Here is a 14,249-nt window from a genome sequence, read left to right as displayed (position 1 = left end):
ATTACACAACATCCTTCCTGACTCGGAACCACGCAGCATACAGCGCAGGCAGGAACAATAGCGTCAACGCCGTCGCCACAATCAACCCACCCATGATTGCCACGGCCATCGGCCCGAAGAACACGCTACGTGACAGCGGGATCATCGCCAATACCGCCGCCAGGGCCGTCAGTACGATGGGACGGAAACGTCGCACCGTCGCCTCGATAATCGCCTGCCAGGGCGCCAACCCAGCCTTGATGTCCTGCTCGATCTGGTCCACCAGGATCACCGAGTTGCGCATGATCATCCCCGACAACGCGATGGTCCCCAGCATCGCCACGAAGCCAAAGGGCTGGCGGAACACCAGCAAGAACAGCGTCACGCCGATCAACCCCAGTGGCGCGGTCAGAAACACCATCGCCGTGCGCGAGAAGCTGCGCAGTTGCAGCATCAGTAAAGTCAGCACCACCACGATAAACAGTGGCACGCCCGCCTTGACCGAGTTTTGCCCGCGAGCGGAATCCTCCACAGTACCGCCGACTTCCAGCAGGTAACCGTCCGGCAATTCGGCGCGTACGCCTTCCAGAGTCGGCAAGATTTGCTGGACCAGAGTCGCTGGTTGTTCCTTGCCGTAGATATCGGCGCGAATGATCACCGTCGGCAGGCGATTGCGGTGCCAGATGATGCCTTCTTCGAAGCCGTACTCCAGAGTGGCAATCTGCGACAAGGCGACACTTTTGCCGTTATCGGTCGGCACTGCCAGGCTCGGCAGCAGCGACAACTCGGTGCGCTCGTGAACAGTGCCGCGCAGGAGGATTTCAATCAACTCGTTGTCTTCGCGGTACTGGCTGACACTGGACCCGGTCAGGGAACTCTGGAGAAATTTCGACAGGTTGGCGGTGCTCACACCCAAGGCACGAGCGCGGTCCTGGTCAATATTGAGGTAGACAATCTTGCTCGGTTCTTCCCAGTCCAGGTGCACGTTGACCACATGGGTATTTTCGCGAACCTTGGCCGCCACTTTACGCGCCAGGGCCCGCACTTCTTCGATATGTTCACCCGTGACTCGGAACTGCACCGGGTAGCCAACAGGCGGCCCGTTCTCCAGGCGCGTGACCCGCGAGCGCAAGGCCGGGAATTGTTCATTGAGGGTCTCGATCAGCCAGGTGCGCAGGCTTTCCCGCTCCTCGATGGTCTTGGCCAGTACGACAAACTGGGCAAAGCTGGCCGCAGGCAATTGCTGGTCCAGGGGCAGGTAGAAACGCGGCGAGCCGGTGCCGACATAGGCCACGTAGTTGTCGATACCGGAGTGCTCCTTGAGCAGCGACTCCAGACGCTTGACCTGATCGGCGGTGTTGCTCAGCGACGCGCCTTCGGCCAGCTTCAGATCAACCATCAACTCCAGCCGCCCGGAAGCCGGGAAAAACTGCTGGGGCACGAAGCGGAACAGCGCCACCGAGCCGATAAACAGCAGCAAGGTCAGCACAATCACCGTCTTGCGCCGACTTACGCACCATTCCACCAAGCGTCTTACCCGCTGATAGAACGGCGTGCCGTAGGGATCAGGACCATCGGCACCATGCTTATCCGCGAGAATCTTCGCCAGGTCCGGCAGGAGTTTTTCCCCCAGGTACGGCACGAACACCACGGCGGCAACCCAGGAAGCCAGCAACGCAATGGTCACCACCTGGAAGATTGAACGGGTGTATTCGCCGGTGCTCGATTGCGCGGTGGCAATCGGCAAGAAGCCGGCGGCGGTGATCAGTGTGCCGGTGAGCATCGGAAAGGCGGTGCTGGTCCAGGCGAAACTGGCGGCCCGGAGCCGGTCGTAACCCTGCTCCATTTTGATCGCCATCATTTCCACGGCGATAATCGCGTCGTCCACCAGCAAGCCGAGGGCAAGCACCAAGGCGCCGAGGGAAATCTTGTGCAGGCCAATCCCCAGGTAGTACATGGCAGCGAAAGTCATCGCCAACACCAGCGGAATCGCCAGGGCGACCACCATGCCGGTGCGCACGCCGAGGGAGAAGAAACTCACCAGCAACACGATCGCCAGCGCTTCAGCCAGAACCTGGACAAATTCGCCGACACTGGTCTTCACGGCCGCCGGTTGGTCGGAGACCTTGCGCAACTCCATGCCAACCGGAAGGTTCTTCTGCAGGCGAGCGAACTGGCCTTCAAGGGCCTTGCCCAGCACCAGGATGTCACCGCCATCGCGCATGGCTACTGCCAGGCCGATGGCGTCGTCGCCCATGTAGCGCATGCGTGGCGCCGGTGGATCGTTGAAGCCCCGGTGGATCTCAGCCACATCGCCGATGCGAAAGGTGCGATCACCGACGCGAATCGGGAAGTCGCGAATTTCTTCTACCGTCTTGAAGTTGCCGGAGACCCGCAGTTGTATGCGCTCGCTGGGTGTTTCAAAGAAGCCTGCGGTGGAGACGGCGTTCTGTTCTTGCAAGGCCTGCTGAACAGCAGCCAGCGGTAAACCGAGGGTGGCGAGTTTGAGGTTGGACAATTCGATCCAGATCTTCTCGTCCTGCAAACCCAGCAGCTCGACCTTGCCCACATCCGGCACCCGCTGCAGCTGGATCTGGATACGGTCGGCGTAGTCCTTGAGCACGGCGTAGTCGAAACCCTCACCGGTCAGGGCGTAAATGTTGCCGAAGGTGGTGCCGAATTCATCGTTGAAAAACGGGCCCTGGATGTCCGGCGGCAATGTCAGGCGAATGTCGCTGATCTTCTTGCGCACCTGGTACCAGAGGTCGGGGATCTGCTTTGAATACATCGAGTCCCGGGCGATGAAGGTGACCTGGGATTCGCCGGGGCGCGAGAAGGAGACGATGCGCTCGTAGTCACCGGTCTCCATCAATTTCTTTTCAATGCGCTCGGTAACCTGGCGCGAGACTTCCTGGGCCGTGGCCCCCGGCCAGTTGGTCTTGATGACCATGGCCTTGAAGGTAAACGGCGGGTCTTCGCTTTGCCCCAGTTTGGTGTAGGACAAAGTACCGACCACTGCCAGCAATAGCATCAGGAACAGTACGATCTGGCGATTGCGCAACGCCCATTCGGAAAGATTGAAACCCATCGGGACTACTCCTTGTTGGCCGTCAGATTCACCACCCGATTGGAGCGATCCACCGGGCGCACTTGCTGACCCTCATGGAGCACATGGACACCGGCAGCGATTACCCAGTCTGTGGGGTTCAGGCCTTCCAGCACCGGTACGCTTTTCTCGCCAAAGGCGCCGATTCGTACTGGCACCCGCTTGAGCGTGTTGTCGGACTGCACCAGCCAGACGTAGGACGCGCCGTTCTCCGCGCTTAAGGCCGACAGCGGCACAGACAACGCAATAACGCCGTCGGTTTGTATGAATACTCGCGCACTCTGGCCCAGCTCTGCCGGGACTTTACCGCTGGCGAACGCAATACGGGCAGCGAAAGTGCGCGACTTGGGGTCTGCCGCTGGCGACAGCTCGCGAATGCGCCCAGTGAAGCGCTGGTCCGGCTGGCTCCACAACTCAACGGATACAGGCTGGCCAATCTTGAAGCGGCCAAAGCTTTGTTCCGGCAGGCTGATCAGCACTTCGCGCTCGCCATCAGTGGCCAGGGTGAACACGGTCTGGCCGGCGGACACCACCTGGCCAACTTCCACAGAGCGCTTGGCGACCACCCCATCCCGGGGCGCACGCAGCACGGCGTAGCCAGCCTGGTTGTTGGCAACGTCGAATTCAGCCTTGATCTGCTTGAGGCGTGCGTCCCCGGAACGGTACATGTTTTCGGAATTGTCGTACTGGGAGCGGCTGACCATCTGACGGTCCATCAGGGTCTTGTAACGGTCACGCTCGGCGCGTACCAGGCTCAGGTTCGCCTCGGCGGCGGCAACCTGGGCGCGGGTGGCTTCCAGTTGCAAGCGCACGTCCTGGGGGTCGAGTTCGGCCAGGGGCTGGTTAGCCTTGACCCTTTCGCCCTCATCTACCAGTCGTCGGCTGACTTTGCCGCCAATGCGAAAGGCCAGATCCGGCTCATAGCGGGCGCGAACCTCGCCCGGATAGCTGTCGGACGTAGCCGCCGAAGGCTGTGGCTGCACCACCATGGCCGGGCGGACCGTGGTTTTCGCCGCATCTTCATGGCCGCAGGCAGCCAACAGAAGTACCAGGCTGACAGGCAACGCAAGGGGCAGAACAAAGCGACGCATGCTGAAGGACCTTTCGCTAATGGTGCTTGGAATAATTATACTGGTCGGTATGTTATTAATACCAAACTCACCAGTCCAGTATTAAAGTGAAAATGTCCGACAATCCCGTAAACACCAATAGTCCCGGGCGCCCCAAGGACATGGCAAAGCGCCAGGCGATCCTTGAAGCCGCCAAAATCCTGTTTTTGAGTAATGGCTACGCCAGCACCAGCATGGATGCGGTAGCCCTTGAGGCGGGTGTATCAAAATTGACCGTCTACAGCCATTTCACCGACAAGGAGACGCTGTTCTCCGCTGCCGTCGTCGCCAAGTGCGAAGAGCAGTTGCCGGTGATGTATTTCGAATTGCCTGACGGTGTGTGCGTCGAGAAGGTGTTGCTGAATATCGCCCGTGGTTTTCATGTGCTGGTCAACAGCAACGAATCGGTGAACCTGCATCGCCTGATGATGACCTCGGGCAGCCAGGACCCGAAACTCTCTCAGATCTTTTTCGAAGCAGGCCCCATGCGCATGCTGCAAGGCATGGAGCGCTTGCTGAGCAAGATTGATCAGAGCGGCGCCCTGAGCATCGACAAGCCGCTTACCGCCGCCGAACACTTTTTCTGCCTGCTCAAGGGCACGGCGAATTTCCGGCTGTTATATGGCTGTGGCGGGCAGTTGAGCCCTGAGGCTGCCGAGGAACATGTACAGGACGTGGTGGGCTTGTTTATGCGGGCGTATCGGGTTTAGCCCGACTCCCACGGGCGGGGAGTCTGGTTTCAGGACTTCAGCGCCTTCTTCGGATAGATATCATAGCGGCTGGACTTGCCATCCAGCGCATGGCTTGGCTTGGGCCCCTCAATGCAAGGTGCCTTGCGCGGGCGCTTGACCACCACCCGGTGGCTGGCCAGGGCCAACGCTGCTGCCAGCAAGGCCGGGGCATCCGGATCATCCCCCACCAGCGGTCGGAACAGGCGCATTTCCTTCTTCACCAGAGCGGTTTTCTCACGATGGGGAAACATTGGGTCGAGGTAGATGACCTGGGGCGGCTCGCCTTCCCAATTGCGCATCACCTCGATGGAATTGCCCTTGAGCAAGGTCATCCGCGCGACAATCGGCGCCACCTCGAAATCATCCGCGCCCCGAGCGATGCCGTCTTCCAGCAAGGCGCCAATCAGCGGCTGACGCTCGATCAGGCTCATCTCACAACCCAGGCTGGCCAGCACGAACGCATCCTTGCCCAGCCCGGCCGTGGCGTCCAGCACCCGCGGGCGCACGCCCTGGGCGATGCCCACGGCCTTGGCAATCATCTGCCCGCTGCCACCGCCGTACAAACGACGATGGGCCGCGCCGCCTTCGACAAAATCCACCCGCACCGGCCCAGGCGCGTCCGGCCCCAGTTGTTGCAACTGCAGGCCGTGTTCACCCACCTGCAAGGCAAAGTCCGCCTCCTCCAACTGCAAAGGCAGCCCAAGCTGCTCGGCCCAGTGCTTGGCACGGGCTTGAAAGCCTTCGGCCAGGGCCTCGACCCGGATGCGGCTGGCCGCTGGTTGTTCGCTCATCTGTCGCCACGCTCAAAAATATTAAGGATCGGCAAAAAGCGGCCGATAAAAAAATGATCAGGCATTTTGCCAGAGCTGAGCGTCGACCGAGAGAAATGTCAGACATTCCTTCCCAATTCACCGGTGTACTGCCGACCCACAACCACTACGGCCTACGCAATTCCCAAGCGCTGGCCGGCGTCAGTCATGTGTGGCAGGACTTCTTCGCCCGAGCGCTCGCCGAGCAGCTCGGCGAAGAGCCGGGTGCGCTCGCCGCCAAGGAAGCGGTGCCGGTGGATGCCTCGGTGGAGCCCAGCGCCGGCAGCGACCTGCTGACGCAAATCGTCACCCAGCGCCACTGCAATGTGCAGGACACCAAAATCGCCCCGCCTGAGCCGCTGTTCCTGCCGATTGCCGAATTCGAAATGCAATTACTGCCACCGGCCGCCGTCCCGTTCCCCGAGGAAGAGATCGTCGCCCAGCAGCGCCAGCAAAACTTTGAAAGCGGTTGGGTGCGTCCTATCGTACTGACCGCAGGCCTGCCACTGCCCGAGCCTGGCCCGGCACCGCAACCCAGGCCGCTGTTCCTGCCGATTGCCGAGTTCGAAATGGAGCTGCTACCCCCGGCCGCCGAACCCTTCCCGGCAGAAGAGCTGGTGGAACAGCAGAAGCAACTGGACTTCGACTGCGGCTGGGCACGCCCGCTGATCCTCCACAATCTGCGCCTGGCTGCCTGATCCTCAGCGACACACCCACCAACGCCCCATGTCCAGGTGAAAATGGTTACGGTGGGCGGCGTTGTAGTCCGGGCTCAACACCACATTGAAATCATTGCAGGCGCTGTCACGCACCTGACGCAAAAAACGCGCACTCGCGTCCTCGCCCGGCCAATCCTTAAGCACATTGATACTGCGCCCGTCCGCCAGGCGAAATCCGGCAATATCCAGGGCGTTGGCCGAGGCGTGTTGGCTCAGTCGTCCTTCGGTACGGTTATACATATTGCGACAGGCAAAACTGCCCAGGTGATCGACCCGCGTCACCGCCTGGCCAAACACCGCCTGTGCCGCCGGTTGCAGGCTGTGGCGCTCGAACAGGGCAAAGGCCACGGCCAGCGGGCAACTGGCGAGAAAGCTGCTGCTCAGGCCCACATCGCCACCCTGGACACGCAAGGTATTGCGCAGTGGGCACGCGGCGTCGGCGGGGCTGTCCGCTTGATGAGTGACTCGCAAACCGGAGGTTTTCAGCACCTGATCGCACAACGCCGGATCATCCTGCAAACGCCCCAGCTTGAACCGGGTCAACAGGTTCGGTGATGCACGCACGTCCAGCGGCACCCAGGGATTCCATTCATCAGGCAGCGGCACCCAGCCGCGCCACACCGCCACGGCCAGCCCAACGGCTAAAACCAGCAGCACGCCCAGCACTTTGAAAAAACGCACGGCTCAACCCTTGAACAGCTGATTGGCCTGACTGAACGGCATCGAACGCTCGGTAAACGTGAACGTCCCCAGCTCATGAACCTCCCGCGCAGCCCTGAAGAACTCACCGTAGGCCGCCAGGGCCATCGCCGAACCGACGCTGATGCGCTTGACGCCCATCTCGCTCAACTGCGCCACCGTGAGCCTGAGGCCGCCAGACATCAACACATTCACCGGCTTGGGCGCCACGGCCCGGACCACCGCCAGCACTTCTTCGGCGCTGCGCAGGCCCGGTGCATACAGCACATCGGCCCCCGCTTCGGCATAAGCCTGCAGGCGGCGGATGGTGTCGGGAAAATCCAGTTTGCCATGCAGGAAATTTTCCGCACGGGCCGTCAGCATGAACGGAAACGGCAGGCTGCGAGCGGCAGCAACGGCAGCTTCAATGCGCTCAACAGAAAGATCAAAGGGGTAGATAGGGTCGATGGCGATACCCGTGGCGTCTTCGATGGAGCCCCCGACGATCCCCGTGGCCGCAGCCCGCAGAATAGTCTCGGCGCAACCTTCGGGACTGTCGCTGAAGCCGTTTTCCAGATCGGCAGCTACCGGCAGCATCGTTGCCTGGGCGATCATCCCGGCATTGCCCAAGGTATCTTCAAGGGACAACGCGCCTTCGGCATCCGGGCGTCCAAGGCTGAAGGCAAAGCCGGCACTGGTGGTGGCTAGCGCTTCGTAGCCCAGGCTGGCGAGCATCTTGGCGGAGCCTGCGTCCCACGGATTAGGCATTACGAATGCGCGGTCGCGCTCATGCAAAGCCTTGAAGGTTTCGGCGCGAAGGGTTTGCGGGTCCATTGCTGACTCCTGGCGGGAAGAGGAGCTTTAGAGTAACCCCAGTTGCTGCGCTGCGGGCTCTCGATGTAGCTCAGACAAGGCCGGTAAACCAGGCAAGCGCGCCATCAGTTTTTCATGGAAGCGCTGGGCCAGTTGCGCGGCCAAGCGATTATCGGAGGTGTGCAGGAACATGTACGGCGTGCGGCCTTCTTCGATCCAGCCAGCGACTTTTTCAACCCATGGCACCAGGAACGGATCATTGGCTTCCAGTTCTGGGTGGCCAATAAAACGCACTTGGGGAAACTGGGTCAGCGCCGCCGGACGAGTTGGCACCTTGGGCTTTTTCGACTGGGCGTGGAGCACCGCAGCCGAGGTCGAGGTGCAACTGAACAACGCACGGGAGTCCAGGCAGATGCGCTCCACGCCACGATCACGCAGCAAACGGTTGAGCATACGTTCGGCATCGCCCTTGGCGAAGAATTCAGGGTGGCGCACTTCCACGGCCAGCGGCCGCTCCAACCCATCGATAAAGCCGGCCAGTTCCCCCAGGCGATGAGGCGCAAAACTGGCAGGCAGTTGCAGCCACAAGGGTGAGACTCGTTGGCCCAAAGGGCTCATCAGCCCGAGAAAACTCTGCGCCGCCGGCAGTTGCTCACGCAAGTCGCCGCCATGGCTGATATCACCCGGAAACTTGGCGGTAAAGCGAAAATGCTCGGGCATGATCTCGGCCCAGCGCTGCACGGTGGCCACCGCAGGCCGGGCGTAGAAAGTGGTGTTGCCTTCAACGGCGTTGAACACTTGGGAATAGAGCGCGAGGTAGTCGCTGGCGCGGGCGTCTTGCGGATACAGGTACTCGCGCCAGGCGTTTTCGCTCCAGGACGGGCAACCGAGGTAGTAAGGCAGCAGCATCAGATGTGTATATCGAGGCCCAGCACTTCCATATCCCATTCGACAAAGCCGGCAGTGGTCAGGTAGCTGGCCAGGGCGTTGGCAACGCTTTTGCTCATGGAACGCGGGAAAACCATGTCTTGCTGGCGGGCAGGAACGCCACCAATACGGGCACCGGAGGCGCCCTGGGAGCGGGCAGAGACAGCAGAGCCTGAGGGCGTTTCTGGCTGGACTTCAACAAAGTCGGGCGAGTCCTCGACGGACTCGTCTACCGTCACGTTAGCCTTGCGCGGCTTACGCTTGAGGGGGTAGGACTGAGATGAAAAGCCGTCTATACGCATACATGCAGACTCGATATCAATGATGGCAATTTAGCGGCACTTTCCATGGCGCGCAAATGCTCTGGTGATAACTAGAACACATTAATTCGCAAAGGTTTAAAAGCAGGGGTGATTTCTGACGATTGGTGGTGTTTTTACTGACGTTCAGCCTTGGTCTTCGCCACTTTATCGCGCAGGTAAACCGGCTGTGCCTGATCGGCGGGAATGGCCTCGCCCCGCGCCCAGGCAAAACGCGCCAGGGTCAACAAGTCTTCGGCATGGGGCAACATTGCGGCGTCCTGGCCGTTGAGCGGGACTGCGATGCGCTCGGCATACCCCCAACCGGTACCGGCACCGAACCATTCACCGCTGGCATCCTCTGGCAAAGCGGCCGCTTCAGGCGGCTGCACGGTTTCAACACCAACAAGGCGCATCTCGCCAGCGGTTTCTCGGTAGCAACCCCAATAGACCTCATCCATCCGCGCGTCGATGGCTGCCGCGACCTGGCGTGCGCCATGTTCGCGAAACGCCCGCTGGGCCAGCACGGCGAGGTTGGAAACTGGCAGCACCGGCCGTTCCAGGGCAAATGCCAGCCCCTGGACCACGCCAACGGCAATCCGCACGCCGGTGAACGCACCGGGGCCACGCCCGAAGGCGATGGCATCCACCGCCGACAAGGTGGTGCCCGCATCGATCAGCAACTGCTTGATCATCGGCAACAGCTTTTGCGCGTGCAGGCGCGGGATCACCTCGTAGTGGCTCGTTACCTTGCCATCGTGCAGCAAGGCAACGGAGCAAGCTTCAGTCGCGGTGTCCAGGGCCAGCAAGGTGCTCATCGGTATTTGCGTCCACATTGAAAAAAAGTGCGCCAGTATAAACAACAACGGCCCGCAAGCGGGCCGTTGAACATCAAGCTAATCGACTTATCAGCTCAGTGCTTCCAACACCTTGCCGGTGATGGCTTCAACCGAACCGACACCCGCGATGTGGCTGTACTTCGGCTTGCCATGGGCATCGGCCAGTTTTTGGTAGAAATCCACCAGCGGCTTGGTCTGGGAATGGTAGACCGACAGGCGATGACGCACGGTTTCTTCGGTGTCGTCCTTGCGCTGCACCAGCTCTTCGCCGGTGATGTCGTCCTTGCCTGCCACTTTTGGCGGGTTGTAGACGGTGTGGTAGACGCGGCCCGAGGCTTCGTGAACGCGACGACCGGCAATGCGCTGGACGATTTCTTCGTCGTCGACGGCGATTTCGACCACGTTGTCCAACTCCACGCCAGCCTTCACCAGCGCTTCAGCCTGGGGGATGGTGCGCGGGAAGCCATCGAACAGGAAGCCGTTCTTGCAGTCATCCTGGCTGATGCGTTCCTTGACCAGGTTGATGATCAGGTCATCGGATACCAGGCCGCCGCTGTCCATCACGCTTTTGGCGATCAGGCCCAGCTCGGTGCCAGCCTTGACGGCCGCACGCAGCATGTCGCCGGTGGATATTTGTGGAATGCCGAATTTTTCAGTGATGAACTTTGCCTGAGTACCTTTACCGGCCCCGGGAGCTCCCAGAAGAATGACGCGCATCGATGTGCTCCTCAATTTTTTTATAGAGATAACGCTCGGATTCGCCGCATGGGGCCAATCTCGGAAAATATGGGTCTAGGCCGCCCAAACGGCCAAAGGCTGATCAAGATACACAGCAGGCCCTAACCACACAAGCCGCCAAAAGTCGGAGGAACCCGCGCTGAACAAGCCTTTTAGTCGAGGTATCCCCTGGTGCAACCCCAGCATAAAAACGCCAGCAACCCCTTTCGAGGCCGCCGGCGGTTTTATCTGCAAGCTCTTGAGAACACGCCAAAAATGTTAGCCGGTATTGCGCAAACCGGCGGCAATACCGGCCACAGACACCAGCAGCGCCTGTTCCAGAGGGCTGTCCTGGGCTACTTCCTGTTGGCGAGAGCGGGCCAGCAGTTCGGCCTGCAACAGATGCAGCGGGTCGAGGTAGGTGTTGCGCAAGCGGATGAACTCCAGGGTGTCCGGGCTATGAGCAAGCAACTGCGACTGACCGGTCAGGCCAAGCACCACACCGCACGCCTGCGACAATAGGTCGCGTAAATGCGCACCCAATGGAAGCAGGTCAGGCTGCACCAAGCGCTCGTCATACAACCGGGCAATATCGGCATCGGCCTTGGCCAGGACCATCTCCAGCATATCGATGCGGGTACGGAAGAACGGCCACTGCTCGCGCATCTGCCCCAGCAACTCGCCTTCACCGCGTTCCAGAGCCTTGCTCAAGGCGGCTTCCCAACCGAGCCAGGCCGGCAGCATCAGGCGGGTCTGGGTCCAGCCGAAGATCCATGGGATAGCCCGCAGGCTTTCTATACCGCCGGCACGACGCTTGGCCGGGCGACTGCCCAAAGGCAAGCGACCCAGTTCCTGCTCCGGGGTGGACTGGCGGAAATACTCGACGAACTGCGGGTTTTCCCGGACCACGGCGCGATAGGCACTGACACCGTCGGCGGCCAACTCATCCATCAAGTGGCGCCAGGCGGGCTCGGGCGGTGGTGGCGGCAGCAAGGTCGCTTCCAGCACGGCGGCCAAATACAAGTTGAGGTTTTGCTCAGCGATATCCGGAAGGCCGAATTTGAAGCGGATCATTTCCCCTTGCTCAGTGGTACGGAAACGCCCGGCCACCGAACCCGGTGGCTGCGACAGAATCGCCGCGTGAGCCGGGCCGCCGCCACGGCCGACGGTGCCGCCACGACCATGGAACAACAGCAGTTCCACCTGCTGCTCGCGGCAGATGTCCACCAAGCGTTCCTGGGCTCGATATTGCGCCCAGGCTGCAGCGGTGGTGCCGGCATCCTTGGCCGAGTCCGAATAGCCGATCATCACTTCCTGCGGGCCCTGCAACCGTGCGCGATAACCCGGCAGCAGCAATAGGCGCTCAATCACCGGGCCGGCGTTATCCAGGTCAGCGAGGGTTTCGAACAACGGCACCACGCGCATCGGCCGCTGCACGCCGGACTCTTTCAACAACAACTGCACCGCCAAGACATCCGACGCAGCACCGGCCATGGAGATGACGTAGGAACCCAAGGACGCCGCTGGCGCAGCGGCAATTTCCTTGCAGGTATTGAGCACCTCGGCGGTGTCGGCCGAGGGTTTGAAATAGCTCGGTAACAAGGGCCGACGGTTGGCCAATTCACTCATCAGGAAGCTGATGCGCGCATCTTCGTCCCAGTCCTCATAACGGCCCAGGCCCAGGTAGTCGGTGATTTCGGTCATGGCTGCCGAGTGGCGACTTGAGTCCTGGCGCACATCCAAACGCACCAGGAACAGGCCGAACGTGACCGCCCGACGCAGGCAATCGAGCAGCGGGCCGTCGGCAATCACGCCCATGCCGCAGGCGTGCAGGGACTGATAGCACAGCTCCAGCGGCTCCAACAGGTCGCGGTTATTTTGCAGCACATCGGCGGGTGCCGGGGTGCTGACCGTCAGCGACGCGTGGGCCCAATTGCGGGTCGCCCGCAGGCGCTCGCGCAGTTGCTTGAGCAGCGCCCGGTAGGGTTCGCCGCTGTCGCCGACCTTGGCCTGCAACTCAGTGCTGGCCTGTTGCATCGACAGCTCGGACGCCAAGTGATCGATGTCGCGCAAGTACAGGTCAGCAGCCATCCAGCGGGCCAACAATAAAACTTCGCGGGTAACCGGCGCAGTGACGTTGGGATTGCCGTCGCGGTCGCCGCCCATCCATGACGCGAAGCGAATCGGCGCCGCCTCCAACGGCAAATGCAGGCCCGTGGCAGCGTGCAACGCGTGGTCAGCCTTGCGCAGGTAATGGGGGATGGCATGCCACAGGGAATGCTCGATCACCGCAAAGCCCCACTTGGCTTCGTCCACCGGGGTCGGCCGGGTACGGCGGATTTCCTCAGTGTGCCAGGCTTCGGCAATCAGCCGTTGCAGGCGCAGGCGAATCTGCTCGCGTTCGGCGGTCGTGAGGTCGCGGTGATCCTGCAGCGCCAGTTGCGCGGCGATGGCGTCATATTTCTGGATCAGGGTGCGCCGGGCGACTTCGGTGGGGTGCGCGGTGAGGACCAGTTCAATATCCAGGCGACCCAGTTGGCGGGCCAGGGATTCGGCGCTATGGCCTTCACTCAGCAAACGCGCCAATAACTCTGGTAACACCCGCGATTCGAAAGGTGCCGGCTGCGATTCATCGCGGCGGTGAATCAGTTGATATTGCTCGGCGATATTGGCCAAGTTGAGGAACTGGTTGAAGGCCCGCGCCACTGGCAGCAGTTCATCTTCTTTCAGTTGATTGAGACTGGCGCTCAGCTCTTCGCCTGCCGCCTGTTCCGAGGCAGCACCCCGGCGATCAGCCTTGGCGCCTTTGCGAATCTGCTCGATCTTGTCGAGAAACTCATCGCCGTACTGCTCTCGAATCGTATTGCCCAACAGTTCACCCAGCAGGTGAACATCCTCACGCAAGCGTGCATCGATATCGCTCATCAGCCAATCTCCAGCCAGAAATCCGGGACGCTTTGATCTTCAAGAGTGCCGCCCGCGCCGGCTTCTTACAAGGGCCAGAACAATCGACTTTAAACCTTGTGGCTTGCAGCTAGTCTCAATAATGAGTTGCCGCATTATCCATGCGCTGACTGGTCACTCATCACCGCCCGCTGACCGTGGGTTCAATTGAGGTTGCCATGAAAATCCGAGAACTGGCCCAGCATTGGGAAGAAAACGCCAAGGGTCGCCTGACCAATACTGAATACGCGATCCATTTGGACGTAGAGGCCGCCGCCAGACTCGCGGCCATTTGCGAGATGTACCCCAAACGCAATACCGAAGAATTGCTCGGCGAACTGATCGGTGCCGCCCTTGAAGAGCTGGAAACCAGCTTCCCTTACATCAAGGGTCAGCATGTGATTACCACCGATGAAGAGGGCGACCCACTGTACGAGGACGTCGGCCCTACGCCACGCTTTCTGACGCTGTCACGGCGTTACCTACACGACTTGTCAGCCCTGCCCGACAAGCAAAAACACTGATAAACATTCGTTAAAAAACTTGCCACCCCATCTATTCCGGGCCTCTCAGAGGCCCG

The 14,249-nt window shown here is 60.8% G+C and carries 13 protein-coding genes; 3 read left to right on the top strand and 10 right to left on the bottom strand.

The window, feature by feature from the left end; genetic code table 11:
- Window position 1: 1 nt before the first annotated feature.
- Both ACZRJ6_RS11485 and ACZRJ6_RS11480 read right to left on the bottom strand, forming a co-directional pair.
- A complete protein-coding gene (locus tag ACZRJ6_RS11485; protein WP_463968202.1) occupies window positions 2-3,067 on the bottom strand; it encodes an efflux RND transporter permease subunit in 3,066 nt (1,021 codons plus the stop codon).
- Between the two features lie 5 nt (window positions 3,068-3,072).
- Complete coding sequence (locus ACZRJ6_RS11480; protein ID WP_463968201.1) at window positions 3,073-4,176, bottom strand: efflux RND transporter periplasmic adaptor subunit; 1,104 nt, start codon at window positions 4,174-4,176, stop codon at window positions 3,073-3,075.
- A 92-nt stretch (window positions 4,177-4,268) separates the two neighbouring features.
- Here ACZRJ6_RS11480 and ACZRJ6_RS11475 point away from each other — a divergent pair, with 92 nt between their 5' ends.
- Window positions 4,269-4,904, top strand: a complete 636-nt coding sequence (locus tag ACZRJ6_RS11475) for a TetR/AcrR family transcriptional regulator (RefSeq protein ID WP_463968200.1) — start codon at window positions 4,269-4,271, stop codon at window positions 4,902-4,904.
- Window positions 4,905-4,933: 29 nt separating this feature from the next.
- On the opposite strand, the gene ACZRJ6_RS11470 is transcribed toward ACZRJ6_RS11475, so the two are convergent.
- A complete protein-coding gene (locus ACZRJ6_RS11470; RefSeq protein WP_350613624.1) occupies window positions 4,934-5,716 on the bottom strand; it encodes a class I SAM-dependent methyltransferase in 783 nt (260 codons plus the stop codon).
- Window positions 5,717-5,811: 95 nt separating this feature from the next.
- On the opposite strand from ACZRJ6_RS11470, the gene ACZRJ6_RS11465 reads away from it, so the two are divergent.
- Window positions 5,812-6,432: an energy transducer TonB gene (locus ACZRJ6_RS11465; protein WP_463968199.1), complete on the top strand. Its 621-nt coding sequence runs from the start codon at window positions 5,812-5,814 to the stop codon at window positions 6,430-6,432.
- Between the two features lie 3 nt (window positions 6,433-6,435).
- Here ACZRJ6_RS11465 and ACZRJ6_RS11460 read toward each other — a convergent pair whose 3' ends face one another.
- The 7 genes from ACZRJ6_RS11460 to ppc form a co-directional block, all read right to left on the bottom strand.
- Entirely contained in the window at window positions 6,436-7,134 is a 699-nt protein-coding gene (locus ACZRJ6_RS11460) for an extensin-like domain-containing protein (protein WP_463968198.1), read from the bottom strand.
- A gap of 3 nt (window positions 7,135-7,137) precedes the next feature.
- Window positions 7,138-7,965 carry an isocitrate lyase/PEP mutase family protein gene (locus ACZRJ6_RS11455; RefSeq protein ID WP_463968197.1) on the bottom strand — a complete coding sequence of 276 codons (828 nt, stop codon included), beginning with the start codon at window positions 7,963-7,965 and terminating at the stop codon, window positions 7,138-7,140.
- A gap of 27 nt (window positions 7,966-7,992) precedes the next feature.
- On the bottom strand, window positions 7,993-8,853 hold the full coding sequence (locus ACZRJ6_RS11450; RefSeq protein ID WP_463968196.1) for a DUF72 domain-containing protein: 861 nt from the start codon (window positions 8,851-8,853) through the stop codon (window positions 7,993-7,995).
- Complete coding sequence (locus ACZRJ6_RS11445) at window positions 8,853-9,173, bottom strand: hypothetical protein (protein ID WP_463968195.1); 321 nt, start codon at window positions 9,171-9,173, stop codon at window positions 8,853-8,855. Before ACZRJ6_RS11445 ends, ACZRJ6_RS11450 begins: the two co-directional genes overlap by 1 nt.
- A gap of 134 nt (window positions 9,174-9,307) precedes the next feature.
- Entirely contained in the window at window positions 9,308-9,988 is a 681-nt protein-coding gene (gene tsaB, locus ACZRJ6_RS11440) for a tRNA (adenosine(37)-N6)-threonylcarbamoyltransferase complex dimerization subunit type 1 TsaB (RefSeq protein WP_463968194.1), read from the bottom strand.
- Window positions 9,989-10,078: 90 nt separating this feature from the next.
- Complete coding sequence (gene adk, locus ACZRJ6_RS11435) at window positions 10,079-10,726, bottom strand: adenylate kinase (RefSeq protein ID WP_133102175.1); 648 nt, start codon at window positions 10,724-10,726, stop codon at window positions 10,079-10,081.
- Window positions 10,727-11,005: 279 nt separating this feature from the next.
- Complete coding sequence (gene ppc / locus ACZRJ6_RS11430; RefSeq protein WP_463968193.1) at window positions 11,006-13,651, bottom strand: phosphoenolpyruvate carboxylase; 2,646 nt, start codon at window positions 13,649-13,651, stop codon at window positions 11,006-11,008.
- Window positions 13,652-13,848: 197 nt separating this feature from the next.
- Here ppc and ACZRJ6_RS11425 point away from each other — a divergent pair, with 197 nt between their 5' ends.
- Window positions 13,849-14,193: a pilin assembly protein gene (locus ACZRJ6_RS11425; protein WP_463968192.1), complete on the top strand. Its 345-nt coding sequence runs from the start codon at window positions 13,849-13,851 to the stop codon at window positions 14,191-14,193.
- Window positions 14,194-14,249: the final 56 nt, after the last annotated feature.

This window comes from Pseudomonas sp. C321 (genome assembly GCF_055407105.1).
The sequence above is the reverse complement of the archived record's forward strand: the minus strand, read 5'-3'. Positions and strand labels throughout refer to the sequence as shown.